This window comes from Binatus sp. (SeqCode) (assembly GCF_049584895.1).
Classification (GTDB): domain Bacteria; phylum Desulfobacterota; class Binatia; order Binatales; family Binataceae; genus Binatus.
The window spans coordinates 16,870-43,113 of record NZ_JBAUYR010000071.1; the positions used below are offsets into that span (position 1 = coordinate 16,870).

The following is a 26,244-nucleotide window of genomic DNA, read 5'->3' on the forward strand; positions in this document are numbered from 1 at the left end:
GCTAATGAGGGCGACTAAATTCAGGGAAATATTCATGCCGCGCTGCTCATCTCGGCCCAGTTTGGACCGGATTTCAACTCGACTTTGAGCGGAATTTTGAGCTCGGCCACCCCCTCCATTTCGCGTTTTGCCAGCGCCGCAACCTCTTGCCACTCGCCCTGTGGCGCTTCCAGCAGTAGTTCATCATGCACTTGGAGAATCATCCGCGCGGCGAGGCCACGCTCCTTAAGCACCCTGTCAAGCCGTATCATAGCGAGTTTTATCAGGTCTGCCGCCGTGCCTTGGATGGGAGTATTGATGGCGATTCGCTCTGCTTGCGCTCTCGCACCACCCGGCTGCGCGTTCAGCTCGGGCAGGTAGCGGCGGCGCCCATACATCGTAGTTACGTAGCCTGTTGTGCGCGCAATGCGAACCGTGTCGTCGAGCCATGCGCGCACGCCGGGCAGCCGTTCGAAGTAGCGCTTGATGTAGTCCGAGGCCTCCGCTAGCGCAATCCCGAGTTCGCCGGCCAGCCGCTGCGATCCCATCCCATAGATAATCCCAAAGTTTATCACCTTGGCCAGCCGGCGCGCCTCCGCATTGACCTTGTCCGGCGTGATTCCCAGCACTTCGGTCGCGGTGCGGATGTGAATGTCCTCGCCAGTCGTGAACGCGTCGACAAGAGTCTTGTCGCCCGACAGATACGCCATCACGCGCAAATCAATTTGCGAATAGTCGGCAGACACGAAGATGAATCCCGGTTTGGGCACGAAGGCGCGGCGAATCCTGCGGCCCTCGACGCTGCGGGTCGGGATGTTCTGCAGATTCGGATCGCTTGAGCTCACGCGTCCTGTGGGTACCAACGCCTGATGCCAGGTCGTGTGGATTCGCCCAGTGCCCGAGTGAATCACTTCGGACAGTGAGTCGGCGTAGGTGGATTTCAATTTCGAAATGGTGCGGTATTCGATCAACTTGCGCGGCATCGGATGCACCGCCGCCAGCTTCTCGAGCGTATCGACGTCGGTGGAAAATCCGCTCTTGGTTTTTTTCAGGCCCTTGGCCGATAGTTTCAAATGAGTAAACAGAACCTCGCGCAGCTGGATGGGCGAGTTGAGATTAAACTCGCGGCCGGCCAGCTCGTAGCATTCGCGTTCGAGGCGACTTATCTCTTCGGCGAATTCTTTCGAGATGATTTTGAGCGCATCGCCGTCGATCCCGATACCCGCGGTTTCCATCTCGGCCAGGATCGGTGCGATCGGCATCTCGATTTCGTTGTACATCGAGCTGAGCCCGTCGGCTTCCAGACGCGTCGCGAGCGCCTCGCGAAGATTTCTTATTAGGTCCGCATTCGTGCCGGGCGGAGTGCTCGCGCCAAGCGGCGCGAGATACTCGTGATAAAGCTGGGTGAGGGAAGGCTCACCCTGTCCGGAATTGATCAGAAAGGCCGCCAGCATCGTGTCGAAATCGACGCCCGCCAGCGCGATTCCATGGCGCGCGAAGGCTTCGATTTGATTCTTGAGATCGTGGCACGATTTGGGCGGGCTCTGGGAGCTGAGGAGGGCTGCCGCACTCGCGATCTCGTCATGCTCGATGACAACGGTTTGCTCGGCGCTCGCGAGTTGCAACGTCGCTCTGCCAGTGTCGGATGCGGTGAGATCAACCGCAATTTGCGGCGCGCCGGCCAACGTCTTCAGAGCCTCACCGAGGTCTTTTCCACTGACGGTCGCGACGGGAGTCGCATTCGATTCAAGGCCGGGAAGCTCTGCCTGCGACGGCGATATCTCGCGAATGATCGAATTGAACTCCAGCTCGCGCATCAGATCGGCGGCCAACTTCTCGTCGACGCCATGCCATGCGAACTCGTCGGGCTCTATTTTGAGTTCCATGTCGGTCTCGATACGCACCAATCTTCTTGCGAGGTCCACCGCCGCGCGATGCTCAGCCAGCAGTCCCGCGACTTTCTTCCCGCCGCGGATGCCAGACTCCTCGATACGGTCGAGATTCTCGTAGAGTTGCTTGATCCCACCGAATTTTTGAATCAGCGCCGACGCCGTCTTCTCACCGACCCCCGGCACGCCTTTGATATTGTCAATCGTGTCGCCCGTCAGCGCCTGAATGTCCACCAGCGCCGACGGCTCGACGCCGAAGCGCTCGCGCACCTCGCGCGCGCCGACGCGCTTGTCACGCATCGTGTCCCATAGCGTCACGTGCGGACCGACCAACTGCATGAAGTCCTTGTCCGCGGTGATGAGCGTGACGACGAAATCTTCTTTGGCCGCGCGCTTGGCGAGCGTGCCGATCACGTCGTCAGCCTCGAAGCCCTCGATCATCAGCGACTTGATCCTGAAAGCCTCGACGGCGCGATGGATGTACGGAATCTGCACGATGAGATCGTTCGGCGCCTCGCTGCGATTCGCCTTGTAATCGGCGAACAGGTCGTCGCGAAAAGTTCTCTTCGGCGAATCGAAAACGATCGCGATATGCGACGGCCGCACGTCCTTCAGCAGCTTCAGCAGCATCCGAATGAAACCGTAGACCGCCTGGGTCGGCAGCCCGTGCGACGTATTCATGGGCGGCAGCGCGTGAAACGCGCGAAAGATGTAACCCGATCCGTCTACCAGAATCAGTTGCTTGCGATCTGCGGCCATCAATCGAAACTATCCGATACGCTCCGCAAAGCAACAGTGTCCGAAAAAGCAAATCGAAATTTAATGCGCGACGTCATATCATCGTATTGACAGTTTCGCTTGGCGTGTTTAATTAGACGGTTGCCTTGTTGTTGATCGAATTACTGTGTGGGTCGCATCGTCAATTCATTTGACTGATTGACTGTTAGCGACGCCGGTGGCTCTGGAATCGGACGACCTGAATGATCGAGGTTAAAAACCTAACTAAAGCCTACGGCAACTTTGTCGCGGTTAAAGACGTATCGTTCAAAGCCGAGAGCGGTTCTATCCTCGGCTTTCTGGGTCCGAACGGCGCCGGTAAGACCACTACAATGCGCATCATCACCGGCTACATGCCGGCGAGTGCGGGTACCGTCCTGATTGATGGGCTCGATATTTTTTCGCAATCGCTCGAGGCGCGCCGCAAAATCGGCTACCTGCCTGAGAACCCGCCGCTGTATCCCGACATGCGCGTCGAGGCCTATCTGCGATTCGTTGCGAAACTCCGCGATGTCCCGCGGGCAAAGATCGAACCGGCGCTCGAGCATGTGCTCGAAGTCTGCGGACTCACTGACATGGCGCATCGGATTTGCGGACAGCTCTCCAAGGGCTATCGACAGCGCGTCGGGCTGGCGCAGGCGTTGATTCACGATCCACCGGTGCTGGTGCTTGACGAACCAACCATCGGTCTCGACCCGCGCCAGATTCACGAAATTCGCGGCCTGATTCACCATCTCGCCGGGAACAGAACCGTCGTGCTCTCGACCCACATCCTGCCCGAGGTCTCGCAGATCTGCGACAAGGTCGTGATCATCGCCGACGGCCGCGTCGTGCTCGAGGAGTATCTGAAGAAGCTCCCGGCCGGTACGTCGCTCGAAGATATTTTCCTGACCGCGATCACCAAAGAGCATCACGAGGACGGCGCGACGGCGGAAGAAAAGCTGGAGGAGGTTGGAGCGGGGCATACCTAGGCGACCCGTGCCGCTCGAATGAAAAATTCGCTGACAATCGCAGGCAAGGAGCTCTCTGGATACTTCCTGCAGCCGGTCGCATACGTCGTGATGACGGTGTTCCTGCTGCTGGGTGGCTTCTTTTTCTTTGCGCTACTTCGGTACTTCGAAGTGACGCTGACCGCATATGCGGCGATGCAGAATCCTGAAGTTTTGCAGAAACTCAATCTTAACGAACGCGTGATCGAGCCGATGCTGCACAATCTTGCGATCGTGCTCGTCATTCTGGTGCCCGCGATCACGATGCGAAGTTTTGCCGAGGAGAAGCGTACCGGCACTTACGAGCTGCTGCTGACTGCGCCGATCCGCACCGGCGAGATCGTCGCAGGCAAGTTTATCGCGGCGGCGGCGTTCATGCTGATCATGATTGGGCTCGCCGGAATGTTCCCGCTGATCCTTATCGCCTTCGGCAATCCGGAAATTGGCGTGATGTTCTCGGGCTACCTCGGGCTCGCGTTCCTGGCGATTTCGTTCGTATCGATCGGACTGTTCACCAGCTCGCTGACACAGAATCAGATTATCGCGGCGATCAGCTGCTTCGGCCTGCTGCTGTTGCTGTTCGTGATTTCATGGCCGGCGCAGGCGGGCGGGTCGTCATTCTCCGATTTGCTGCGCTATCTATCGCTGCCGGACCATTTCGCGCAGATGGTCACCGGCATCATCGACACGCGCGACATCGTATATTTCCTGAGTCTCATCTTCGTGGCGCTGTTCTTGACCCAACGATCGGTCGAGTCGGCGCGCTGGCGGTAAGGTAGGGGGCGGATGCGGCGATCGGCGGCGCTTTACGGAATTCTCGGTCTGGTCCTGCTCACGTTCGGGCTGGTCGACTATTTTATTTCGAGCGGCTTTCGGCTGTTCGTATGGGTCAACCTGGCCGGCGGCATCTTCGCGATCGTCCTGTGGATCACTTCGAGCCGATCCGAGCTTTCATCGATCACGACCGGACGTTCGGCGCGTTACGGCGCCAACGCCGCCATCTACTCGATCGCCTTCATCGGGCTGCTAGTCGCGGTCAACTATATTTCGTCGCTCCATCACACGCGGCTCGATCTCACCAGCGAGAAGGTTTACAGCCTTTCGAGCCAGTCGATAAACGTGGTCAAGGGTTTGCAGAAGCCGCTCAAGTTGTACGGCTTCTTCCAGGGCGGCGAGAATCCAGCCGCGCGCGAACTCTACGAAACCTTCGCGTACTACTCGCCCAAGCTCACTTACGAGCTGGTCGATCCCGATAAGCATCCTGAGCTCGCCGAGCGCTTCAAAGTGTCGGTGATGGGCACAACGCATCTGCAGTATGGCGGCCCCGACAGCGGCGAGGGCACCAACGTTACCGACCTCACCGAGGAGTCGCTGACCAACGCAATCATCCGCGCGACCAGGAGCACCAAGAAGGTGATCGAGTTCCTCGACGGGCATGGCGAGGCCGATCCCGACGATGCCGAGACCCAGAACGGCTACGGCACTATCAAAAAAGATTTGGAAGGCGAGGGCTACGAGGTTCGCAAGCTCGAGCTCGCGCAACTGCCCAAGGTTCCTGATGATGCCAACCTGGTCGTGGTCGCGGGACCGATCAAGCCGCTCGGCCAGCATGAGGTCGATGCGTTGAACGACTACCTGAAGCATGGCGGACGCATGATTGCGATGTTCCGGCCGCAGCGTCCCGACAATCCGATCGACGAAGATGCGATGGTGAAGCTGGCGGGTGAGTGGGGCGTCAAGGTCGGCAACGACATCGTGGTGGACCAGGTGGTGCGGCTGTTCGAGGGTCCTGCGCTCGGGCTGAATCCGATCGTGCAGAATTACGGCGATCATCCGATCACCAAGGACTTCAAGCAGCGCACCGTGTTCCCGATGTCGCGATCGCTAACCGCCGAACCCAATCTCAAGCCGGGGCTGACAGTCACGCCGATCGCGAACACCAGCGATACGTCATGGGCGGAGGTTGATCTCGACACGCTGTTCCGACAACAGAAGGCTGAGCTGACTGCCAAGGATACGCGCGGGCCGATCACGGTGGTGATGGCGGTGGATGGCAACCTCGAACAGCTGGGCTTCGGCAAAGGTGATGCGCGCATTGTGGTGTACGGAAGCTCGGAGTTTGCCGACAATCAGAATGTGACCACGTTTTTCAACCGCGATTTTTTCGTCAACAGCGCCGACTGGCTGACCGGCGAGGAGAACTCGATCTCGATTCGGCCGCGATCGATTCGCGCGTCGCGCTTCCGCCTGACTGAGGGGCAGTTCTCGATCGTGTTCGCATTCGCAGTGCTACTGCTGCCCGAGCTGCTGCTGATAGCCGGAATCGTCGTGTGGTGGGAACGACGCAACTGAGGCGCTCTCCGGCTTTGACCTAATCTCCGATGCGCTTGCGCAACACTATTATCGTTCTGATCCTGTTCGCGATTGTCGGCGGCTACGCCTTCGTCGTCGGTCATTACTCGGTCAATGAAGAGAAGCCGAAACTGATCGACGTCAAGCCGGACGACATCGCGAAAATTGAACTCAAGTACTCCGATCGGGACATCGTGCTCGAGCGCGACAAGGGTAAGCCGTGGCGGCTGGTGAAGCCCGTGGGCGCCGACGCCGATCAGGCGCAGGCCAATAACCTGGCGCGCGCGATTGCCGACGGCGTTCTGGTTCGCACCGTCGACGACAAGCCGGCGGACCTCGCGCCATTCGGGCTCAAGCCTCCGACGACGACTGTGACGGTCACGACCTTCGACAAGAAAACAGTTCCATCGATCGAGGTTGGCAAGTCGACTCCGATTGGTTTCAACGCTTACGTTCGGCTCTCGAATAGTCCGGCAGTGCTGCTGACGGAAGGCGCGTTCTCAGCCGGGATGAACAAGTCGGTCAACGATTTGCGCGTGCGCGACCTGATGACGTTCAAGCTCGACGACGTTCAGAAGCTGATAATCGCGCGCGACAATGGGCAGACGGTTGAAATCGATCGCGACGGCGACAACTGGAAGATCGTCAAGCCTTCGGCCTCGCCGGCCGATGACACCGCGGTCCGGATGGCGCTCGGCACTCTGGTCAATGCGCGCGCGACCGACTTCGTGTCGGACGCACCCACCAACGTCGCGCAATACGGGCTCGAGAAGCCGCACCTGACTGCGACCGTGGTGCTCAAGAACGGCGAGCAGCAATCGATGCTGTTCGGATTCAAGCAGGCCGGCGAAGGCAAGAGCGGAATTTACGTGCGCCGCGGAGAACGCGCACCGGTTTACGCCGTCGCGGAATATGTGATGACGAGCCTGGACAAGTCGCCGCTGGATTTTCGCAACAAGACTATCGTCAAGGTCGATCCCGAGTCGGTTGAGACGGTCAAGGTCAAAACCAGCGACGGCGAGTTTACGCTCAAGCGCGTACCGGTCGGCAATTGGGACGTCGTAGCCGGCGGCAAGACGACGGAGGCCGATATTCCAGTCGTCGAGCGGCTGCTCAATCAGTTCCGCGATCTAAAGGGCGAATCGATCGTCGCCGATCCGATGCCGAGTGCGCAGCCGTTCGGACTGGACAACCCTGCGGTCGAAATCACGCTGATAGGCAAAGACGGCAAGCAGCTCGGCATGGTCAAGCTCGCGAAGATCAGCGTCAAGCCGACGGCCCCGCCAATCCCCGGCGAACCGGCACAGCGGACCGAGTACTACGCGACGTCCAGCGGGAGCAAGGCGGTCTATTCGCTGAGCGATTTCAGCTTCGAGCAACTCAATCGTCCCGCGCCGCTGTACATGGCGAAGGCCCCCCAGCCTCCACCACCGCAAGCCGCCGCATCTCCAGCGAAGTAATAAGCTCTTTGCCCCACCTTCGATCTCAAGGGTGGTTGCCGATCGGATGTAGCCGGATGTATTCTCTCTGAATATGGGCATCGAGAAGACAACTACAGTCCGCATGGAGAGCCGCACGCTGAAGCGCGTCGACGGTCTTGCCAATGCGATGAGCCGTTCGCGGGCATGGGTCATAAATCAGGCCGTTGAGCGGTACCTCGATTACGAAGAATGGTTCGTTGGCGAGGTCAAGCATGCGCTCAAGCAAGTCGAAGCGGGCGAGGTCCTGGAGCACGACGAGGTGGTGAAGAGGTTGGAGCGTAAGCGTGCGGCTAGACTGGACTCGAGACGCCGATAACGACCTCGGATCGATCGAGGAGTATGTTGGGCGCGACAACGCTGAATCCGCGTTTCGAATCCTCGCAGAAACCGTTCGACAAGTAGAAATGCTGGAAGAACATCCCGGTATGGGACGACCAGGTCGCGTCGAAGGCACGCGCGAGTTAGTAATCGCGGGACTGCCTTACGTCGTCGCGTACCTTCATCGAGGTGACACGGTGACGGTATTGCGCGTCCTTCACGGTGCGATGAAGTGGCCTAAGCGTTTTTGAAAGCAGAGTCAGGTTTCGGCGATTACGTGCGCTATTGCCTGGGCGGCGGTATGGCTGATGCTCAGGTGGAAGCGCGTGATCTGTTTGCGCTGCGCGAAGGCGGCGGCCTTGCCTGATAGCGCGATAGTTGGGGCTTTGCCGCGCTCGCGCACAACTTCGATTTCGCTCCATCCGACGTTGCGGTTCCATCCGGTGCCGAGCGCCTTCATCGTCGCTTCCTTGGCGGCGAAGCGCGCAGCGTAGCTCTGGTAGCGGGGAAGCCCGCGCGACTCGCAGTACTTGATTTCGCCGGGGGTGAAAACACGGGCGCGAAAACGCTCGCCGGTCGCGGGCCGCGTGAGAGCGCGCTCGATGCGATCGACCTCGATGACGTCGATGCCGGTGCCTGCAATCTGGCTCATCGCGAATGAGTATTAGCCGCGCTGCGCGCGGATTCAATTGCGCACGCTCGTTATGGATTCTATTGTTCAAGCAGGACCCCGGGAGGTAGCGATGGCGAAACTTTCGATTACGGTAAACAAAACCCGCTGCATCGGCAGCGGCGACTGCGTGGAAACCGCGCCGGCCGTGTTTCAACTCGACGACGCAGGCAAGTCCGAAGTCGTCAACCCGGCGGGAGCGGACGACTCGATAATTGTCTCGGCGGCGCGTTCCTGTCCGGTGAAAGCAATCACGGTGGTCGATGAAGCCGGCGTGCAGCTCTTCCCGCCGCCGAAAAAGTAGCTCTCGGACGGTGACATGGCGATACGAAAGCATCGCGCAGGCGAACTGGTAATCGAGCAGACGCGCGACCTGGTGCGCGTGCGCGAGATGCTCACGCGGGCCGGCATGATAACCGTCGGAATCGAATGGCCGGCCGCGTGTTACATCGTTGCGTACATCGGCGATGAATCGGTCGGAGTGATCGGCGTCGAGTCGAAGATCGACGCGGCGCTGATCCGATCGCTGTACGTGGATGAATCTATGCGCGAGCGTGGGATCGGCGCCGCGTTGATCGCGGCGGCGCGCAAGGCGGCGCATACGCGCGGCGCGCGTCATCTGTATTTGTTCAGTACCGATTCAGGCGAACTCTTCGAGCGGCACGGTTTCAAGAAGATAGCCGTCGATGACGTCATCGCGGCAATCGCGGGCGTACCGCAGGTCGAGTACTACCGCGGACGGCCGGAGGAGCTTGCGCGCGAGGTCGCGTACCATCTGGACATTTCGAGCGATGGCGTGATTGAGCGGTAGCTTCAGTCATTGGGGATGTAGCGTCCGAGATATCTACCCTTCGCGGTGGTGACCATCAGATACGGATTCGATTTCAGCAGATGGGTGGCGAGTTTCGGGGTCATGTCGGGGCGGATTGTTTGCGGGTTCGGATTCATTGCGTCGAGAGCGCGCGGCGCGGGGTCTGATAGTTCGATGGTGCCGAGCAGTACTCCGTCTGAGTTCAGCACAACGGCGCGCGGCTTTGGCGAATCGAGAGGCGTGGGCGGGACCGAGTCTTCAGGGCCGAGGCGGACGAGGTCGTCGCGCATGAACTCGTCGACGCGCACGCGGTCCAAATAGTGAATCCAGAAAGAGCGCAGGCCGGGCACGAGATTGTTTACGAAGTAGCGAAGCGCGCGCATCCGCTCTGAGAGCGGAGCCGGCGGATCGGTGGGCAATCCGCGGACGATCCAATCGGTCTTGCCGCGGAAGTAGTGGCGGACGTCGGTGAAGCCGAGCAATTCGAGCTGCGCCGCAGCTCGCGCGCTGAGGTCTCACAAAGAATCGCGGCAATAGACGACGACCGGGCGCGTGCGGTCTAGCAATGCTGGAGCGTCGCGCAGGATGCGCCCGACCGGGATGTGAATCGCGCCGCGAATGTGCGCGGTAGCGTACTCGTGGGTCGGCAGGGCGTCGACGACTTGCACGCCGGAGGAGAGCATCCGAAGAAGTTCGCGATGTTGAATCTCGCGCACGACTAGTCGCGCATTGCAGCGAGCGCTGAAAGAGCGGTGTCGACGATCATCTCGCCGCTGCCGGAGGCAATTCTCGCCGCATCGATTTCGTAGCCGCCTTCAGGGTACGCGGCGCGCGTCGGTATGTACCCGATGAGATCGTTGCAGTAGCCGGCGACGAAGGTGCGCGCGAAGTGCGGATTTGCTCTTATCGCGAGGCCGAGCTCGACGAAGAGTTCGCCGGGGATGCCGACGATCGCGAGATTGCCGACGGTTACGAGCGTCATCGCGGTGGCGAGTTCGCGGCGCGTCATGTCGACGCGGCGGTCGCGGCGATTTTGTTCCTCGAGGGCTTCCAGAGCGGCCAGCGCCGCTTGGGATTGCGCATGATGGTCGCGCAGGCGCTTCAACTGATAGCCGTCGCCGCCGCGATGGTTGTCGAGTGAAGCCAGAGTCTGATCAGCGCAAGCGCGTGCGACGGAGAGGTCGGCGCTGAAATCTTTGAGCTTGAGATTCAACGCGATTCTGCGCGCGGCAATTCGCGCGTCGGTAATCGATGGTGCATGCCGGAGGGCGTCGAATGCGCCGCGGCCCATCGCGCGGCCGTGATGCTCAGCGACTTCGAAATTGCCGCGGCTGCGCGGATCGATATTGCCGGTCGCGCCCTGGATGAAAATCGAGATTGGGCGCGGGCTGCCGGCTGTGGCGGCCGCGGATTCGATTTCATCCATCGCGAAGCCGGGCCAGTCGCGCGAGTAGAGCAGGTTGTCCTCGCATAGCACGACGCCGTGGCACGGGTAGTTCATCAAGAACGCGATCGGAGTTCCGTTCGCGCGATAGGCACCGAGCGCGCTGACTTCCGCATCTGCCGGACCGGAGCGATTCGCGGCAAGTTGGATTTGCCGGTGCGGGCGCATCAGGCGGCGATTGATTCCGAGGTTGAATTGGGATGCTGCCGCGCGGAGCGTCGCTGGCTCCAAATTTTCATTCGCTTGAATGATCGCCGAGGCGATTTTCTCGGGCAGCGCGCGCTCCCATTCGAGGTTGCGGCCCTCGGCCGGCTTCGCGTCGGCGCGCGGAGTCGCGAAGATGTTGAAGGCGGGCGCCGAATGCGTGTGCGTCGCGCAAACGAGGATCGAGTCGGCGGGGATGCCGGTCTTGGCGGCGACGCGTTCGCGAATGTCGTCCGCGATTCGGGCGCCGACTGCGAGCACGTCGACGCCGGCGATCGCGACTTTGTTAGCGCCGTCGCTCAGCACGAGCGCTTGCGCGGCGAGGTCGTCATGCACACCGGTATTGCGGCCGACACGGTTGCCGTAACCGAGCATCGCGAGTCCGGCCGGCGGATCGAGTTTCACGCGGGCGGCTCCGACGTAGAGAGGAGGCATGGCTACTTCGACTTTTCGAGCTTGGCCGAGCCGAGCTCGGTGGCTCTGGAAGCCACTTTCACGGCTGCGGCGATGATATCGTCAAGGTCGCGGTCGTCGCCGAGCAGGCATTCGTGCGGTATCGAGACGATTGCGTGCTCGAACAGGCGCTCGGCGACGGGGCAATCGATCGTGGCGGTGTCGGGGTTGGCGCCCGCCAGTTCAACGGCTTTGCGATAGGCGGCGGACTCGCGCGGAAAAAGTGCGGATCGATAGACCGGATCGTTGGCGACGCCGCATGGAATGCCTTCGGCGCGAAGTGCGCGGACGAATCGATTGCGCGACACGCCGAGCGCGGATTCGTCGACGAGGAAAACGAATGCGTAGATGACTTCGCGCATGACGCGTGGATCGCGCGCAATCGGGCTTAGTCCTTTGATGGCGCCGAGGCCTTCGCGCAGGCGGCCGGCGGCACGGCTCTTGTGATCGATTTGTTCGGGCAATCGCGCGAGCTGCGCGAGCAGAATTCCGCATTGCCATTCCGTCATCCGATAGTTCGCACCCATCAGCGGACCCTCGAAGTCGTCACCGGGACGGCGGCGTCCGCAATTGATCAGCGACTGGCATCGCTGCTCGAGTTCGGGGTCGTTGGTGGTGATCATTCCGCCTTCGCCCGCGGTCATCGGTTTGGAGGACTGAAAACTGAAGCATCCGAGGGCGCCGTGCGTGCCGACGCCGCGACCGCGGAATTGAGCGCCGGGTACGTGGGCGCAGTCTTCGACCATCGGAATGGAATGCGCGCGCGAAATTTCCGCGAGCGCATCGAAGTCGGCGAGCGACGCGCCGTAGTGGACGGGAATGATGGCCTTGGTGCGGCGCGTGATGAGGCGCTTGACGGATTCAGGATCGACGCATCCGTTGGCGACGCTGACGTCGGCGAAAATCGGACGCGCCATGCATGCGACGGCGGCATACGGGGTTGCGGCGAAGGTGATTGCGGGACGATGACCTCGTCGCCGGCGCCGATGCCGAGTGCTTTGAGTGCGACTTCGAGCGCGCTGGTTCCGGACGTGGTCGGGATGGCGAAGCGTGCGCCCTGGTATGCGGCGAATGCGGCGGCGAACTCGGCGGCTTTGCGATTCGGACTCGGGTAGCCACCCCAGCTTTGCGAGGTGAGCACGTCTTCGAGCTGCGCGCGTTCGCGGGCATCGAAGACGGGCCACGCCGGGAAGGGGCGCGTGCGAAGTGGCTGGCCGCCGAGGATTGCGATGGTCGAGGGCATTGGCGTTATCTAAACTATTACTTTAAGTCTCGAAAGCTCGCTCGTACCGGAAAACCCAACCCCTAACCCCTTCCCGAGCGGGAAGGGGAACCGGAGTTGGAGTCTCCCTAACCCGAGGGAAGGGGAACGATCGCGCAGATGCTACTTGCGGGCGACTTCCTGGAGGATCGCGATCTCGGGGCGGCCTGCGAGCAGGGAGCCGATCTTTCCGCCGAAGGCTTTCATGTGATCGGTCTTGCCGTGCGACTCGAACGCGGCCTGATCCTGGTAGACCTCGTAGTAGACGAACTCGGTCGGGTCCTTGGTGTTCTTGTGCAGGATGGAGGTGAGGGTAGTGGGCTCGGACTCTTTCACCGTCGCGATCATCTGCTTGGCGGCGGCTTCGAATTCGGTGTCCTTGCCGGGCTGTACTTTCAGTTTTGCAATCACGGTAATCGGCATCGTGGGTCTCCTTGAGATTCAAACGTCATCTACCCTCGTATCGACATGCGCGCGGTTTTTCAAGGCGAATCGACGGGTGACAGTAGCTCTTTCATTGGGGCGTGCGGTCGATTAACACCAATGGCGAAGACCGACTAGGGAGAGAATCACGATGCTGGGTTTTGATTTGACCGAGGAACAGCTCGAACTGAAACAACTGGCGCATAAGTTTGCAGAGCAGGAAATAATTCCGCGCGCTCGCGAATACGACGAAAAGGAAATTTTTCCGGTCGACGTGTGCGAGAAAGCGTTCGCCGCGGGGCTGATGAACTTCGGCGTGCCGAAGGAATTGGGCGGGCCCGGACTCGGCGTGCTCGACACCAGCCTGATCGTCGAGGAGCTGAACTACGGATGCGCGGGAATCTCGAACGCAGTGGGAGCCAACGACCTCGCGACACTGCCGATTCTGATCGCGGGCAACGACGAGCAGAAGCGGATCTACCTCGGGCAGTTGGTCAAGAAGCTGACGTTCTGCGCGTTCGCGATCACAGAGCCAGGCGCGGGATCGGACGTCGCCGCCATGAGCACGACATATCGGCGCGAGGGCGACGAGTACGTCATCAACGGCACCAAGCATTTCATCTCGAACGGGTCGCGCGCAGATTGGTACGTCACGTTTGCGACGTCGGACAAACGACTCAAACACAAGGGCATCTCGTGTTTCGTGTTTCCATCGAGCGTCCCGGGAATCACGCGCAACCGGATGCATGGCAAGCTCGGGCAGCGCGCGGCCGACACCGGCGAAATCTTTTACGAGGATGTGCGAGTTCCGGCCAGTGCGCTGGTCGGGCGCGAGGGCGAGGGCTTCAAGTATGCGATGGCGACGTTCGATCACAGCCGGCCGGAGATTGGTGCGATTGCGATCGGGATTGCGCAGCGCGCGCTCGACGAATGCCTGAAGTACTCGAAGCAGCGCAGTGCGTTCGGACAGCCGATTGCGAATTTTCAGGCTATCCAGTTCATGATGGCGGACATGGCAATCCAGATCGAAGCGATGCGACTGCTGACCTACAAGGCGGCGTGGTTGGTCGATAAGGGCGAGGGCGCGAACACGATTTCGGCGTACGCGAAGGCCTTCAGCGCCGACGCAACAATGGAGATCACGACTAACGCGGTGCAGATTTTCGGCGGCTACGGGTACATGAAGGAGTATCCGGTGGAGAAGCTGATGCGTGACGCGAAGTTGTTGCAGATTTACGAGGGTACATCGCAGATTCAACGCGTTGTGATTGCGCGGAATTTATTAAAGTGAAAGCAGGGGTGACCCCTGCACCCAGTATTCGGAAAGATAGTTAGTCTGCGTGCTGCACGGGATGCGGTATTGGCGGGTCTTCGTCCTTCGGTTCATCGCCGGTGACGGAGCCGACGTAGCCGCCCTGGTGATAGACGTCGACCTGGCCGGTGGTCGGATCGGGCAACAGGTTCCATTCGTCGGGCGGCGGCGGGTTGGGATCGGGCGGCATGTAGACGATCGGCTGAGGCGGGGGAGCCGGAGGGGGCGTCGCGGAGCATGCGGCAAATGCGAACGGGAAAAACAGGGAGAGGGCTAGAGTCTTCCGATTCATGACGCGGCACAGGTTCGCGCAGAAGGGACTACATTTATCTTGTCGCCAGTTGGCAGGAATCGCAAGCAGCGAGAATGTCACTCGATCGGGATGCCGAGGACTTCGCGGAAATGCACGATGGTTTTTTCGAGGCCGGGGCGCAGCGCGACGTGCGGCTCCCATCCGAGGACTTTTTTCGCGAGATCGATGTTTGGTTTGCGACGGACTGGATCGTCGACGCGCGGGCCCTTGATCACCACTTTCGACGAACTGCCCGCGAGCTCGATGGCGAGCTTGGCGAGTTGCGCGATGGTGAATTCGTCGGGGTTGCCGATGTTCACCGGCCCGAGGTGCGTGTCCTGGTTCATCATGCGAACGAGAGCGTCGATGATGTCGTCGACGTAGGCGAATGAGCGGGTTGAATTGCCGTTGCCGTAAATCTCGAGATCTTCACCTCGCAACGCGGCGACGCAGAAGTTGGAGACTACGCGGCCGTCGTTGATCGCCATCCGCGGGCCGTAGGTGTTGAAGATGCGCACGATGCGGGTGTCGACGTTGTTCTGCCGGTGATAGTCCATCATGAGGCATTCGGCGACGCGCTTGCCCTCGTCGTAGCATGAACGCACGCCGATCGGATTTACGTTGCCCCAATACGATTCGGTCTGCGGATGCTCCTCTGGATCGCCGTAGACTTCGCTGGTGGATGTAAGCAGGATGCGCGCGTGCACGCGCTTGGCGAGACCGAGCATGTTAATCGTGCCCATCACGGAGGTCTTGGTGGTCTTCACCGGGTTGTACTGGTAATGCACGGGTGAAGCGGGGCACGCGAGGCTGAAGATGCGATCGACTTCGAGCAGGATTGGCTCGACCACGTCGTGGCGAATGAATTCGAAATTGCGGTTGCCAAGCAGATGCATGATGTTGGCGCGCTTGCCGCTGAAAAAATTGTCGAGGCAGATGACTTCGTGGCCGTCGTTGAGCAAGCGCTCGCAAAGATGAGAGCCAAGGAATCCCGCGCCGCCGGTTACCAGTGTTCGCAAAAGTTTCTCCTCACTCAGCGCCGGTTTTCTCGCACGATGGCGCGAACAGTATCGATCACGTAGGCGACGTCCTCGTCAGTCATCGCGGCATAGATGGGCAGCGAGAGGCAGCGGCTGAAAATATCTTCGGCGACGGGGAAATCGCCGTCGCGGTAGCCGTACATGCGCTGATAGTAATGCATCGTGTGCAGCGGGATGCAGTGCACGGAGCATCCGACGCCGCGCTCGCGTAGTATCTCGACGAACTGATTGCGGCCGAGTCGGAGGCGATCGGGGCGAATGCGCAGCACGTAGAGATGCCAGGCGTGCTCGATGCCGGGCTCGGAGTATGCGGGCTGGAGGGCGTCGTCGCCGCGGAAGGCGTCGTTATAGGCTCGAGCGATTTCGCCGCGTCGGCGCATGAAGTCGTCGGCGCGTTTGAGCTGGGCCAATCCGATGGCGGCGTGTACGTCGGAGAGGTTGTACTTGAAGCCCATGTCGTGGATTTCGTAATACCAGGAGCCGCTCTTGTCGTAGCGCTTCCACGCGTCCTTGTTCATCCCGTGCAAACTGGCGACCGCGATTTTTTCCGCGAGTGCGTCGTCCGAGGTGGTTATCATGCCGCCCTCGGCGGTGGTGAAATTTTTGGTGGCATAAAAGCTGAAGCAGGTGAGGTCGCCGATGGTGCCGATCTTCGCCATCCCGCGGCCGTCCATGTGACGGGCAGAGCCGGCGGCGTGCGCGGCGTCCTCAACGACTTTCAAATTGTAGGTGTGCGCGATGTTGAGGATGCGATCCATGTCGCAAGCATGACCGGCGAAGTGCACCGGCAGAATCGCGCGGACGCGTTTGTTAGCGCCGCTCTCGAGTGCCTCCTCGATGCGCGCCGGGTTGATGTTGAAAGTGCCGGGATCGACGTCGACGAACACCGGGCGCGCGCCGAGGTAGCCGAGAATTTCGGCGGTCGCGGTGAAGGTAAACGGCGTGGTGATAACCTCGTCGCCGGGGCCGATGCCGAGCGCCCATAGCGAGAGATGGAGCGCGCCGGTGCAATGGGAAAGCGCGAGCGCGTGTTTGGCGCCGACGTATTCGGCGAATTCGCTCTCGAAACGCTTGGCCTTGGGGCCGGTGGTGATCCATCCGGAGCGCAGGGTGTCGAGTACCTCGCGCTCCTCGTCGGGTCCGATGGACGGACGATGAAAAGCTACTTGTCGCATTGTGTGTGATTCGATTGAAATCGGTGCAGTCCCGTTGGTCGAGTTGATTTCGGAGTATAAGGGATAGGTTAAAACGGGAGCAAGGCAGGAGTCGATGAGGCGCGCAGGATGGGCCGCGGCAGCGGTGGTGGTTGGATGGTACGCGTTCGCGCTTTGGATTTTGCATCCGCTGACGGACGCGCCGGTGGTGGACAGCTGGCTTTACGGTTCCGCCGTGCGACGGTATCTGCGCACTGGCGAGATCAGGTTCGCCGGCTTCTCGCAGGCGATGCCGATAGCGCAGGTGGTGTACGGCGTGACGTGGGCGCATGCGTTCGGCGGCAACTCGGTGTCGCTGGAAATCTCTGTGGTCGTGCTGGCGGTGCTGTGCGGAGTGATGTTCCATGCGCTCGCGATCAAATGCGGCGCGCCGCGATGGCAGGCGCTCGCGGCGACCGGTCTGCTGATCTGCAATCCATGCTTCACCTTCCTGAGCTTCTCGTTCATGACGGAGATTCCGTTCCTGACCGCGATGATCGCGGCGCACCTGGCGTTCGCCAAGGCAGAGGGACGGCGCGAGCAGTTGTGGCTGTGGATAGCGGCGGCGACGGCGGTGATCGGTTTTTTGATTCGGCCGTTCGCCGCGATGGTGATAGCAGGCTGTGTCGGCGCGATGATTCTCCACGACACCGGGCTGCTGCAGGGAACGAATCGTTGGAGTCGAGCGGATTGGATCAAAAAGATGGCGCCGTTCGCTCTGGCGCTCGCGATCTGCGTGGGAATCGGGGCCTGGCTGACGGTGCTGGGTCCGAGGCCTTGGGAAGTGCAGCTCAACGAAAATCATTTCCGCTACCTTTTCATGGTGCCGATTGCGAATTATCTCCGCGCGGGCGTGCTCGGTCCGCTGCTTTACCTGGGTACAGTGTTATCGCCGCTTGCGATTTTACAGATCGCGACGCCGCGATGGCGTCGGGTGGCGATTGGTGGCGCGGCAATTTTCGCATCAGCATTCGTCCTGATGTGGATGGACAATCGGATGCCAGTGACGCCGGAGTACAGTTGCTTCGGCGGATGGCACAACGTGCTGATACTGCGCGGGCAGGATAATCGTTTTTCATGGGACGGCGGCTGGCAATATGTGTTCATGTTGCTGGCGAGCTTCGGCGCGGCGGGATTTGTCGTCGCGTCGGCGCAAAGTTTCAGGACTCTCAGCCGCGGAGCTGCCGCGACCGCGATAGCCGCAATAATTTACTGGGCTGCGACGATACCGTTGTGGTTCTACAACGACCGCTATTACCTGGTGTTGGTGCCGGCCGGCGCGATAATGCTTGCGATCGCGCCGCTCCCGCGTAGCAGGATCGTCATGGCGGCAGGATTTGCGATGACGTTGGCGATGGGCCTGCTATCGCTTGGAGGGACGTACGCGTATCAACGTGGGATGGCGGTGGTGCTCGCGACGCGCAACGAACTCGAGCATAAGGGAGTTCCGCGCTCAGCGATCGACGCCGGTTACGCGCTGAATGGCGAAGATCTTTATCGGTATCCCAAGCACGGAATTGAAGCAATGGAGCTCGAAGCGGGGATCCCGATGATCACGTCGCCGAAAGTGGGTGAATACACGATCGCGAGCGAACCGATCGCCGGCATGGAGGTCGTGCGGCGACTCAAGTGGCCGGGCCCGTTCGGCCTGGGCCATCGATACTTTTATCTGGTGAAACAGCCGGTCGCCGCCCCAAAATAATTCGAGATAATCGCCTGCGCGGCGGGCGGCAGGGGTGACCCTGCACCCAGTGAGAGAGCAAAGTTGCGCGCAGCGCGCTACTTTGCTCTCAGGGAGTGGTAACTCGGCGGCGTGCGCGAATGGTGGTGCTGTTCCGCCTTTCATAAATCAGGGTCTCGCATGATTAACTAACCCTTCCCCGACCGAGAGCAAAGTAGTGCGCTGCGCGCAACTTTGCGATTGATACCGGGTGCAGGGGTCACCCCTGCCCAAGGAAGTGTGAAACCCACGGCGGGTTTCACATAAGATAAAGTGACTCGCCCCGACTAACTGGCGCTGCCGGGCGCAGGTCCTGGCATGATGTAGGTCGGGACGCCGGTCTTCTGCTCGACGGCTTTTTCAAGCTTCTGCATGTCGATCTGATCTGTCAGTCCCTGTCGATCGGCTTCCTTCTGCGCGTAGGCCCACAGACCGGCGTACTTGCCGTAGAGATCTTCGTGAACTTCGACGTAGAGTGCGTCGCCGCGCCATCCGAACTTCACTGGCTGATAGACGAACATCCCGGGCGTGCCGATTTTTACCTTGTTGAAGAAGCGCTCGATGTCCTCCGGGTACAGCCGGATGCATCCGTGGCTGACTTCCATGCCGACGCCCCACGGCACGTTGGTTCCGTGAAAAGCGTACTCGGGCAGGGTTAGCTCGATGCGATATTTTCCCAGCGGATTGTCGGGATCGTCGCCGGAGACGACGTGCTCGGCTTCGCCATCACGCTCGAGATGCTCCTGGTAGATGTCATCGGGCACCACCCAGGTCGGATTGCGCGTCTTGCCGCGGACCGTAAAAACTCCCTCAGGGGTTTTCCAATCGAAACGTCCGAGGCCAACCGGGAACGAGTAGACCACCGACGGCGTGACTCCTCCCGAATGCTTTTTGCCGGGCACGAACTTGGCGGGAGTCACTTTGGCCTTGCTGTGGATCGGCCCGGTCGGCGACGGAAAATAATAGTAGATGCGCATCTCGGGGATGTTCATCACGATGCCGACGCGCGGCGTGTTGGGCAGGATGTGCTCGTCGGGCAGGACGATCACTCGGCCGGCAGGCGGCGCCCACCAATCGATGCCTGCGTTCGCGTTGGAAATTTCCTTGGCCGTCACGCCGAACCATCGCCCGACATCGAGCAGAGTGTCTCCTTTCTGGATCTGGTACGTGATGAGATTGCCGATGATGTCGTCCTTGCCGCGCGGAAGCGGATAGGCGTACAGCGGACGTTTCTCGAATTCGTCTTCGGTCCACGCGCCGTGCGCGGCTGGAATTGCGACCAACGCAATCAGCATCACGGCGGGCAATAGTCGAGCGGCGATATTGATGAAGCGTTTCATGAAACCCCGGGCGAGTTGGCGGTAAATCCGCGTGAACGGTTCGGCAGGAGCCGTCGCGTTGGGTGGAATTGTACCGATGCGATCAGTCTGCAATCAACCTCAAGTTTGCGAACTTGAGTACCAGCAATTTGATGCCGCCGCGATCGAAATTCACCCACGCCTTGGCCCCGTCGCCACGTCCCTCGCGGCGGCGAACGATACCGCGGCCGAAGGTTGGATGCACTACCTTGGCTCCGATTGAGAACGCGTCTCCGCCGGGACCTGGTTCGTCGTCGGGAAGTTGGCTGTCGCCGTAGTCGACGTAGGCCTCGCGCGGGGACAACGGGCGTACGGGCGCGGTGTGGCGTTCAGGCGCGATACGTCGAATCAAACTGGAATCAATCTCGCGCATGAATCGCGACTGACGCGACTCCTGGCGCACGCCGTAGATTTCGCGCGAGAGCGTGTTGGTCAGGTAGAGCAACTGGCGCGCGCGCGTCATCCCGACGTAGCAGAGGCGGCGCTCCTCTTCGATTTCCTCGTCGATATCGGCGGATCGGCTGTGCGGGAAGAGGCCTTCTTCCATTCCGGCCATGAACACGATTGGGTACTCGAGGCCCTTTGATGTGTGCAAGGTCATCAGCGCGGCGCGTCCGCCGCTGGAGTCGATCTGCTCGGTGTCACTGACAAGGGCGACGCGCTCGAGGAACTCGGGCAAGCCGCCGCCGGATTTCTCGGCGTCGAAGGCGCTTGCCGCGGAGAGCATCTCGGCGAGATTCTGCTTGCGGAAGGTCGCGTCTTCCAGGGTGCCGAGGTAAGCCTCGAAACCGCTGTGCGCGACGACTTCCTCGACAATCCCGCGCACGCTCAGCTCCGGAATGCGCGCGGCGAGATCGTGCATCCACGAATAGAGCATCCCGGCCTGCTTGGCAATTCTGAGCGCCACTTTGGAGTACGTTTCGAGGCGGCCCATCGCCTCGAACGCCGTGATGTGCTGGCGGTCGGCCAGTTCGGTGATTGCTTCGAAAGACTTCGCGCCGATTCCTCGCGGCGGCGTCCCGACCATCCGCTCGAGGCTGACGGCGTCGGCGGGATTCGCGAGCACGCGCAGGTATGCGAGCAGATCTTTGACGTCGCGCTGTTCGTAAAAGCGTACGCCGCCGACGACGTAGTAGGGGATTCTCCTGCGCACGAGAGCTTCTTCAATCGCGCGCGACTGAGCATTGACGCGGTAGAAAACGACGACGTCGGCAGGCCTGAATCCGCCGGAGCCTGTCAGCCGCGCGATTTCGAGCGCGATAAAGTCGGCCTCGTCGCGCTCGGTGACGCCGGTGTAATAGGTGACCGGCTCGCCCGCGCCGTTTTCGGTCCACAGATTTTTGATTTTGCGCTCGGTGTTGTTGCGGATGACACCGCCGGCCGCCGCAAGGATAGTTTTCGTCGAGCGATAGTTCTGCTCGAGCTTGAAGATTTGCGCGGCCGGGTAGTCGCGCTCGAAATCCAAGATGTTGCGGATGTCGGCGCCGCGCCATCGATAGATCGATTGATCTTCGTCGCCAACCACGCACAGATTTCCCGATCGCGCGGCGAGCGCCTTCACAATCAGGTACTGCACGCGATTGGTGTCCTGGTATTCGTCGACCAGCAGATGCGCGGCGCGCCGCTGCCACTTCTCGAGGATTTCGGGAAAGCGCTGGAACAGAATCCAGGTCTGCAATTGCAAATCGCTGAAGTCCATCGCGTTCATCGTGCGCATCCGCTCCTGGTAGAGCTGGTAAATCCGCGCAGTCGAGGTCTCGCGCCCGGGAGGTGCACTCGCGAGCATTTCTTCGGGCGAGATTGCTTCGTTCTTGGCCTGCTCGATTCGCGCGCGAGCAAGTTCCAGCGGAGGAGATTCGGCCAGCGCGGCGTCCTCGAGCACGCGGCGAATCGTGGTCTGCGAATCGCTTTCGTCGAGAATCGAGAAATTGCGATCGTAGCCGAGCGCGTGACACTCCTGCCGCAGAATTCGCGCGCACGCGGAATGAAACGTGCTGACCCACGGCAGGCGCGAATCGTCACCGACCAGAGTCGCGACGCGCTCGCGCATCTCGTTGGCAGCTTTGTTGGTGAACGTCACCGCCAGCATCTCGAACGGCGACGCCTTGCGCTCGGCCAGGATGTGGGCGATACGGTAGGTCAGCGCGCGGGTCTTGCCCGAGCCCGCGCCTGCGAGGATGAGAATTGGGCCGTCGGGCGCGAGCACAGCGGCGCGCTGTTCAGAATTCAACTCGTCGAGATTCACAGTGACCGTCGCAGCCTTAAAACTTCGGAGCGGAGTAGATCAAGATAGCGACTCCGGCGCGCGCGGCAAAGTGAGCGGATGAAATTTGTGGCAACCTACGAACCTCACGACAAATTTTATCGCAAGGCGCGCGCGATGGGGTTGCCGTCGCGGGCGGCGTTCAAGATTGAGGAAATAATCGCGCGCAACCGGCTAGTCGGCAAAGGCGCGCGAGTCGTCGACCTGGGATGCGCGCCAGGCGGATGGCTGGCGATCCTCGTGGTCGCGGCCGGTGCGAGCGGGCGCGTCGTGGGTGTCGATCTCGCGCAGGTGAAGAATGCGCCGGCCGGCGCGATCGCGATCGTCGGCGACATCCTCGATCCTGCCGTGACCGCTCGCGTGCAGAGCGAGCTTGGCGGACGCGCTGATCTGGTGACGAGTGATCTAGCGCCCAAGCTGACCGGGATTGCCGCGCGCGACGAGGCTCGATCGCGAGAGCTGATCGATTGCGCGCTGACTTTCGCGACCACGATGCTGAAGCCGGGCGCGTCGATGGTCGCAAAGCTCTTCATGGGCGCGCAGTTCAAGGACATCGTCGATTCTTTCAAGGCGCATTTCGGAAGCGTCGAGGTAAGGCGGACCAAAGCGAGCCGCCCAGGATCGTCGGAGCTGTATATAGTCGCGCGCGACTTCCGCAGGTCCTAACCTCTTCTCGGACAAGAAATCTTTGAGTAACCTTGCTTGGACTTCTTCCCCTCTCCCGACGGGAGAGGATTTAAGGTGAGGGACCTTACTCAGCGAACGATTTTTTCGGTCGCGATTCAAGATTCTGGTCCGGTTCGCCGTTATGCAAAACCTGCTTGCCAGGACCGATTTGCGTTACCTCCGTGTGCTTTCGGAGCAGAAGCAGAATTCTGAATCGCGCGCGAAAAATGCGCGCTGAACAAGGTCCCTCACCTTAAATCCTCTCCCCGCGGGAGAGGGGAAGAGCGCCGCGCCGAGTTATGCAAGAGTTCCTCGGACAACGGACAAGGAGAGTTAGGATTCGGAGGCGCGCTTGGCTTCAAATTCGGGACGCGCGTAATCTTTGAGTATGAGGGCTTTTGGCGGGCGTCACCTGTGCCTGCTGCTTCTGGCAGCCGTCGTGGCAGCCTGTTCATGCACGCGATCGCCCAATCAGTCAGCCGCGAAAGTTTCGCCCGACGAAGTAAGAGTGCAGGTCGCGCGGGTCGGCTTCGACGACGAGACGGGCTCGAACTATGTGCTGCTGCTCGATGATACCGAGTCGCGCGTGTTGCCAATCATGATTGGCGAGAACGAGGCGACTGCGATCCTCCTCGCGCTGCACGGAATCAAGCCCGAGCGGCCGTTCACGCACGATTTGATTCGGTCGATTATCGGGAAGACCGGGAACAGTGTCGATCGAATCGAGATCGCCGACATGCGCGACGAGATTTACTACGCGACGATTTATATGGACGGCGGACGCTACACCATCGATAGCAGGCCGAGCGATGCGATCGCGCTGGCGATGAACATGAACGCACCGATTTATGTGAATGCAAAACTTTTCGAATCCGCGCCCGGTATCGGGCTCGGCGGCGCCGGAAAAATTCCCGACACTGCGCGAGCATTGGGCCTGACCGTCGAGCAACTGACTCCCGACCTCGCGAGCGCGTTCGGTGAGCCGGGCGGGCGCGGCGTTTTGGTGTCAGAAGTCGATTCGTCGGCGAAGAAGGCGGGCGTCGCGCGCGGCGATATCGTGGTCAAGGTCGGGAAGAACGACGTCAAGGCGCTCGACGACTTCAATCGGCAAGTCGCGGACGTCAAGAACGGCGATGTGACGTTGACTCTGAATCGCGACGGCTCGAATCGCACCGTCAGGCTGGCTGCCGACGGTGCGCGCTAGGCGCTCGCGACTCGCATCAGCTTAATCGCATGCTCGGGGCATGCGGTCACGCACAGGCCGCACGCATGGCATTCTTCGGCGCGAACCGCGAACGCCTGGCGATTGCCGTGCACCCATGCCTTCACCCGCGCAATCAGCGGCATCGCGCGCTTGTCGTCGTCGCTCAGTTTGTGCACCTCGAAGACGTCGTAAGGGCAAGCCTCGACGCAATCTTCCTTGGCCTCGCATCGCATGCGGTCGATCACCGGCGCGAAAACGCCGCCCGCCTCCTGCTTGCATTCCGGTTTCGATGAATCGCGGGCCACGTGATCCTCTTATACGATTTTCACGAGCACGCTTTCGATGAAGCGAGGATCGATCTCGCGCTCGCCGCCAAGGTTGGCGAATTCTTCCTCGAGCAGGTTCAGGCATGAGTTCAAAAATCCGGCGGTGCGCTTTCGGGTCGTATCGTCCATTCTCTCAGTGAGAGTGTGATTCAGCTTGCCGCGAAATTCGTCACTGAGGACGCCGGGCTGCCCGGTCATGATAGCGGCGCGCATCGCATTCAGCCTGTTGCCTTCGATCGGATCGATCGTGAGGCGGTCGTCCAGCGCAAGGCGCGCGAGGCCGGTCAGCACAAGCTGGCTGAGGCGAACGTCGCGCGCAGCCATCTGTGCGCGGAAGTTCGGCGAAGAGATATCGATTGCGAACAATGCGCGGAACAGTTCGGCGGCCGAATCGATTTGATCGAGAATCGCGTAGCTGAGATGCAAATCGCGCATGCTGGCGAAATCGCGCATCTCGACGGCACCGTTGCCGTCGAGGCCGCTGTAGTATCGCGGCTGCCGCGCCATGAAACCTGAGAGCGCCTCGCGATAGGGCGAGTCGAGGTAGGGAATCTCGCGCACCTTGAGGCTCGAGAGCCCGAGTTTCCTTAAGGTCAGCTCGGTGCTGGTGCGCAGATCGATCGTCAAGCTCACGCCCAGACGGAACAGCAGCTTCAGCGGCGTGTCGCGCAGATGCTCGATCGCGCTTTGCAGGTCGCCGCCCGCCAGATGCTCGAGCGCCAGGTTGAGATAGTGATGCGTCATCTCGACCGCGACGCGCACTGCTTCGAGATCGCCGAAATCCACCGCGCGCGCCACCAGCACCTGGTTGCTGACCATCGCCATCTCGCTGCGGAGCTGACGTTTGCCCTGTGCGGCGAATCCAGCGGTAAGCGCGGTGTTGAACAGGGAGACGTCGCCGTCGGCAATCGCAGGCGCCATCTCGGGCGCGATCACTTCGTTATCGTCTGGCAGATCGGCGCGGCTTGGCGGTTCGTAGCCGGCGCGAATCGTGAGAAACTGCTCGGGTTTGATGTACGCGAAGACGCTTTGCGCCTCGAAGAAATCGGGGAAGCCGCGGTCGCTCAGGCGCGCGCGCCGGAACTGGTAGGCTTCTTCCTCGAGCTCAGCCTCGACGCCCCAATAGATTTCCTCCATCAGGCCGCCGAAGTAGTTGTAGTCGCGCTCGAACGCCTCTTCGAGGAAATCCGAGATGTGCTGCGAAATAGCGTCGTGGCGAATGAACTCGATCAGATAGTTCTCGTCGAACTGCGCGAAACGATTCGCGGTCGCGTCGGGCGAGGACGCCGCGTCGTCGATGCGATGCACCTTGATGTAGCCGCGCAGCAGGATCGACATCATTTCCATGTCGAGGCCCATCAGCGCGTCGGCCAGTTTGCGCCGGCCGCCGTCGGCCATCGCCTCGATCCATTCGCGCATGCGATGCACATTCGGACGGTCGCGATTCCAGCAATCGAGATCGAACAGCGACCGGACCTGCTCGGGTATCGCGAGGCTCAGCAGGTCGCCGGCGTCGGCACTACCAATTTCCTTGAGCGTGTAGAAGAGCGTCTCCGGCGAGAACGATTGGACGAGGCGCTCGGCCTCGGGCGCGGAGAGGATCAGGTCACGCTTCTGGCGCGCAGGGAGGCCGTACAGGAACTCCAGCTTTTCCTGGAACGGAAGATTCAAAAATTCCGATTCGCCTCTTACTGCCATAAGCCTCGCGGCAACCGTCGCATCTCATCGGCAAAGTATCGCGACGTTCCCCAACTGATCAACTGAGCCCCAATCTTTCGCGCGTCCTCGCTATCAGATATGATGATTGACAGTACATCAG

General features: G+C 60.7%; 25 protein-coding genes and 1 pseudogene. 12 read left to right on the forward strand and 14 right to left on the reverse strand.

Translation table 11 applies throughout. The annotated features are described in order from the left end of the window. Nucleotides 1–32 precede the first annotated feature (32 nt). Nucleotides 33–2,627 (reverse strand): DNA polymerase I, encoded by a 2,595-nt coding sequence (polA, locus tag WB650_RS12920; protein WP_422305206.1) that lies wholly within the window; start codon nt 2,625–2,627, stop codon nt 33–35. A gap of 221 nt (nt 2,628–2,848) precedes the next feature. Here polA and WB650_RS12925 point away from each other — a divergent pair, with 221 nt between their 5' ends. The 6 genes from WB650_RS12925 to WB650_RS12950 all read left to right on the forward strand — a co-directional run bounded on the left by WB650_RS12925 (nt 2,849) and on the right by WB650_RS12950 (nt 8,036). Then, complete coding sequence (locus WB650_RS12925) at nt 2,849–3,616, forward strand: ABC transporter ATP-binding protein (RefSeq protein ID WP_422305204.1); 768 nt, start codon at nt 2,849–2,851, stop codon at nt 3,614–3,616. Nucleotides 3,617–3,634: 18 nt separating this feature from the next. After that, a complete protein-coding gene (locus WB650_RS12930) occupies nt 3,635–4,408 on the forward strand; it encodes an ABC transporter permease subunit (protein ID WP_422305202.1) in 774 nt (257 codons plus the stop codon). A gap of 12 nt (nt 4,409–4,420) precedes the next feature. Beyond that, nucleotides 4,421–5,986 (forward strand): GldG family protein, encoded by a 1,566-nt coding sequence (locus WB650_RS12935; RefSeq protein ID WP_423960741.1) that lies wholly within the window; start codon nt 4,421–4,423, stop codon nt 5,984–5,986. Between the two features lie 29 nt (nt 5,987–6,015). Continuing rightward, entirely contained in the window at nt 6,016–7,446 is a 1,431-nt protein-coding gene (locus WB650_RS12940; RefSeq protein WP_422302624.1) for a DUF4340 domain-containing protein, read from the forward strand. Nucleotides 7,447–7,519: 73 nt separating this feature from the next. Then, nucleotides 7,520–7,783, forward strand: a complete 264-nt coding sequence (locus WB650_RS12945) for a CopG family ribbon-helix-helix protein (protein ID WP_422302626.1) — start codon at nt 7,520–7,522, stop codon at nt 7,781–7,783. Further along, entirely contained in the window at nt 7,752–8,036 is a 285-nt protein-coding gene (locus tag WB650_RS12950) for a type II toxin-antitoxin system RelE/ParE family toxin (RefSeq protein WP_422302628.1), read from the forward strand. The genes WB650_RS12945 and WB650_RS12950 overlap by 32 nt, the downstream gene beginning before the upstream one ends. Before the next feature lie 8 nt (nt 8,037–8,044). On the opposite strand, the gene acpS is transcribed toward WB650_RS12950, so the two are convergent. Next, nucleotides 8,045–8,437 carry a holo-ACP synthase gene (gene acpS, locus WB650_RS12955; RefSeq protein WP_422302630.1) on the reverse strand — a complete coding sequence of 131 codons (393 nt, stop codon included), beginning with the start codon at nt 8,435–8,437 and terminating at the stop codon, nt 8,045–8,047. 91 nt (nt 8,438–8,528) lie between these two features. On the opposite strand from acpS, the gene WB650_RS12960 reads away from it, so the two are divergent. Continuing rightward, nucleotides 8,529–8,759: a ferredoxin gene (locus WB650_RS12960; RefSeq protein WP_422302631.1), complete on the forward strand. Its 231-nt coding sequence runs from the start codon at nt 8,529–8,531 to the stop codon at nt 8,757–8,759. Between the two features lie 15 nt (nt 8,760–8,774). Continuing rightward, nucleotides 8,775–9,266 (forward strand): GNAT family N-acetyltransferase, encoded by a 492-nt coding sequence (locus WB650_RS12965; RefSeq protein ID WP_423960743.1) that lies wholly within the window; start codon nt 8,775–8,777, stop codon nt 9,264–9,266. 2 nt (nt 9,267–9,268) lie between these two features. Here WB650_RS12965 and WB650_RS12970 read toward each other — a convergent pair whose 3' ends face one another. From WB650_RS12970 to WB650_RS12990, 5 genes and pseudogenes are all read right to left on the reverse strand, one after another. Beyond that, the gene (locus WB650_RS12970) at nt 9,269–9,748 is read right to left on the reverse strand and encodes a hypothetical protein (protein ID WP_423960744.1); all 480 of its coding nucleotides are present in this window, start codon (nt 9,746–9,748) and stop codon (nt 9,269–9,271) included. 33 nt (nt 9,749–9,781) lie between these two features. After that, complete coding sequence (locus WB650_RS12975) at nt 9,782–9,982, reverse strand: rhodanese-like domain-containing protein (RefSeq protein ID WP_423960746.1); 201 nt, start codon at nt 9,980–9,982, stop codon at nt 9,782–9,784. Between the two features lie 2 nt (nt 9,983–9,984). Continuing rightward, a complete protein-coding gene (locus WB650_RS12980; RefSeq protein WP_422302636.1) occupies nt 9,985–11,349 on the reverse strand; it encodes a neutral/alkaline non-lysosomal ceramidase N-terminal domain-containing protein in 1,365 nt (454 codons plus the stop codon). A gap of 2 nt (nt 11,350–11,351) precedes the next feature. Further along, nucleotides 11,352–12,610: pseudogene (locus WB650_RS12985) on the reverse strand (DegT/DnrJ/EryC1/StrS family aminotransferase). A 141-nt stretch (nt 12,611–12,751) separates the two neighbouring features. After that, nucleotides 12,752–13,051, reverse strand: a complete 300-nt coding sequence (locus WB650_RS12990; protein WP_423960748.1) for a putative quinol monooxygenase — start codon at nt 13,049–13,051, stop codon at nt 12,752–12,754. Between the two features lie 151 nt (nt 13,052–13,202). Here WB650_RS12990 and WB650_RS12995 point away from each other — a divergent pair, with 151 nt between their 5' ends. Continuing rightward, on the forward strand, nt 13,203–14,342 hold the full coding sequence (locus tag WB650_RS12995; RefSeq protein ID WP_422304050.1) for an acyl-CoA dehydrogenase family protein: 1,140 nt from the start codon (nt 13,203–13,205) through the stop codon (nt 14,340–14,342). A 40-nt stretch (nt 14,343–14,382) separates the two neighbouring features. Here the strand turns inward: WB650_RS12995 and WB650_RS13000 are convergent, their stop codons facing one another. The 3 genes from WB650_RS13000 to WB650_RS13010 form a co-directional block, all read right to left on the reverse strand. After that, entirely contained in the window at nt 14,383–14,655 is a 273-nt protein-coding gene (locus WB650_RS13000; protein WP_422304049.1) for a hypothetical protein, read from the reverse strand. Nucleotides 14,656–14,732: 77 nt separating this feature from the next. Continuing rightward, a complete protein-coding gene (locus tag WB650_RS13005; protein ID WP_422304048.1) occupies nt 14,733–15,674 on the reverse strand; it encodes a UDP-glucuronic acid decarboxylase family protein in 942 nt (313 codons plus the stop codon). Nucleotides 15,675–15,688: 14 nt separating this feature from the next. After that, nucleotides 15,689–16,870, reverse strand: coding sequence for a DegT/DnrJ/EryC1/StrS family aminotransferase (locus WB650_RS13010; protein WP_422304047.1), 1,182 nt, complete (start codon nt 16,868–16,870; stop codon nt 15,689–15,691). 94 nt (nt 16,871–16,964) lie between these two features. Here WB650_RS13010 and WB650_RS13015 point away from each other — a divergent pair, with 94 nt between their 5' ends. Continuing rightward, entirely contained in the window at nt 16,965–18,590 is a 1,626-nt protein-coding gene (locus tag WB650_RS13015; protein WP_423960751.1) for an ArnT family glycosyltransferase, read from the forward strand. A gap of 305 nt (nt 18,591–18,895) precedes the next feature. On the opposite strand, the gene WB650_RS13020 is transcribed toward WB650_RS13015, so the two are convergent. Together WB650_RS13020 and WB650_RS13025 are read right to left on the reverse strand one after the other, a co-directional pair. Continuing rightward, complete coding sequence (locus WB650_RS13020) at nt 18,896–20,041, reverse strand: L,D-transpeptidase family protein (RefSeq protein ID WP_423960752.1); 1,146 nt, start codon at nt 20,039–20,041, stop codon at nt 18,896–18,898. Then, nucleotides 20,031–22,196: an ATP-dependent helicase gene (locus WB650_RS13025; RefSeq protein ID WP_423960754.1), complete on the reverse strand. Its 2,166-nt coding sequence runs from the start codon at nt 22,194–22,196 to the stop codon at nt 20,031–20,033. Before WB650_RS13025 ends, WB650_RS13020 begins: the two co-directional genes overlap by 11 nt. A 102-nt stretch (nt 22,197–22,298) precedes the next feature. On the opposite strand from WB650_RS13025, the gene WB650_RS13030 reads away from it, so the two are divergent. Together WB650_RS13030 and WB650_RS13035 are read left to right on the forward strand one after the other, a co-directional pair. Continuing rightward, a complete protein-coding gene (locus WB650_RS13030) occupies nt 22,299–22,895 on the forward strand; it encodes an SAM-dependent methyltransferase (protein ID WP_423960755.1) in 597 nt (198 codons plus the stop codon). A 388-nt stretch (nt 22,896–23,283) separates the two neighbouring features. Next, nucleotides 23,284–24,099, forward strand: coding sequence for a bifunctional nuclease domain-containing protein (locus WB650_RS13035; protein ID WP_422302856.1), 816 nt, complete (start codon nt 23,284–23,286; stop codon nt 24,097–24,099). On the opposite strand, the gene WB650_RS13040 is transcribed toward WB650_RS13035, so the two are convergent. Continuing rightward, the gene (locus WB650_RS13040) at nt 24,096–24,404 is read right to left on the reverse strand and encodes a 4Fe-4S dicluster domain-containing protein (RefSeq protein ID WP_422302858.1); all 309 of its coding nucleotides are present in this window, start codon (nt 24,402–24,404) and stop codon (nt 24,096–24,098) included. The two genes, WB650_RS13035 and WB650_RS13040, sit on opposite strands and share 4 nt — an antisense overlap. Nucleotides 24,405–24,413: 9 nt before the next feature. Beyond that, complete coding sequence (locus tag WB650_RS13045) at nt 24,414–26,123, reverse strand: DUF6178 family protein (protein WP_423960757.1); 1,710 nt, start codon at nt 26,121–26,123, stop codon at nt 24,414–24,416. Nucleotides 26,124–26,244: the final 121 nt, after the last annotated feature.

What these genes read in the sequence shown, in the direction of transcription:
- polA (WP_422305206.1), bottom strand. Translation starts at nt 2,627, where the DNA reads ATGGCCGCAGATCGCAAGCAACTGATTCTGGTAGACGGATCGGGTTAC.
- WB650_RS12925 (WP_422305204.1), top strand. Translation starts at nt 2,849, where the DNA reads ATGATCGAGGTTAAAAACCTAACTAAAGCCTACGGCAACTTTGTCGCG.
- WB650_RS12930 (WP_422305202.1), top strand. Translation starts at nt 3,635, where the DNA reads ATGAAAAATTCGCTGACAATCGCAGGCAAGGAGCTCTCTGGATACTTC.
- WB650_RS12935 (WP_423960741.1), top strand. Translation starts at nt 4,421, where the DNA reads ATGCGGCGATCGGCGGCGCTTTACGGAATTCTCGGTCTGGTCCTGCTC.
- WB650_RS12940 (WP_422302624.1), top strand. Translation starts at nt 6,016, where the DNA reads ATGCGCTTGCGCAACACTATTATCGTTCTGATCCTGTTCGCGATTGTC.
- WB650_RS12945 (WP_422302626.1), top strand. Translation starts at nt 7,520, where the DNA reads ATGGGCATCGAGAAGACAACTACAGTCCGCATGGAGAGCCGCACGCTG.
- acpS (WP_422302630.1), bottom strand. Translation starts at nt 8,437, where the DNA reads ATGAGCCAGATTGCAGGCACCGGCATCGACGTCATCGAGGTCGATCGC.
- WB650_RS12960 (WP_422302631.1), top strand. Translation starts at nt 8,529, where the DNA reads ATGGCGAAACTTTCGATTACGGTAAACAAAACCCGCTGCATCGGCAGC.
- WB650_RS12965 (WP_423960743.1), top strand. Translation starts at nt 8,775, where the DNA reads ATGGCGATACGAAAGCATCGCGCAGGCGAACTGGTAATCGAGCAGACG.
- WB650_RS12980 (WP_422302636.1), bottom strand. Translation starts at nt 11,349, where the DNA reads ATGCCTCCTCTCTACGTCGGAGCCGCCCGCGTGAAACTCGATCCGCCG.
- WB650_RS12990 (WP_423960748.1), bottom strand. Translation starts at nt 13,051, where the DNA reads ATGCCGATTACCGTGATTGCAAAACTGAAAGTACAGCCCGGCAAGGAC.
- WB650_RS12995 (WP_422304050.1), top strand. Translation starts at nt 13,203, where the DNA reads ATGCTGGGTTTTGATTTGACCGAGGAACAGCTCGAACTGAAACAACTG.
- WB650_RS13000 (WP_422304049.1), bottom strand. Translation starts at nt 14,655, where the DNA reads ATGAATCGGAAGACTCTAGCCCTCTCCCTGTTTTTCCCGTTCGCATTT.
- WB650_RS13010 (WP_422304047.1), bottom strand. Translation starts at nt 16,870, where the DNA reads ATGCGACAAGTAGCTTTTCATCGTCCGTCCATCGGACCCGACGAGGAG.
- WB650_RS13015 (WP_423960751.1), top strand. Translation starts at nt 16,965, where the DNA reads ATGAGGCGCGCAGGATGGGCCGCGGCAGCGGTGGTGGTTGGATGGTAC.
- WB650_RS13035 (WP_422302856.1), top strand. Translation starts at nt 23,284, where the DNA reads ATGAGGGCTTTTGGCGGGCGTCACCTGTGCCTGCTGCTTCTGGCAGCC.
- WB650_RS13045 (WP_423960757.1), bottom strand. Translation starts at nt 26,123, where the DNA reads ATGGCAGTAAGAGGCGAATCGGAATTTTTGAATCTTCCGTTCCAGGAA.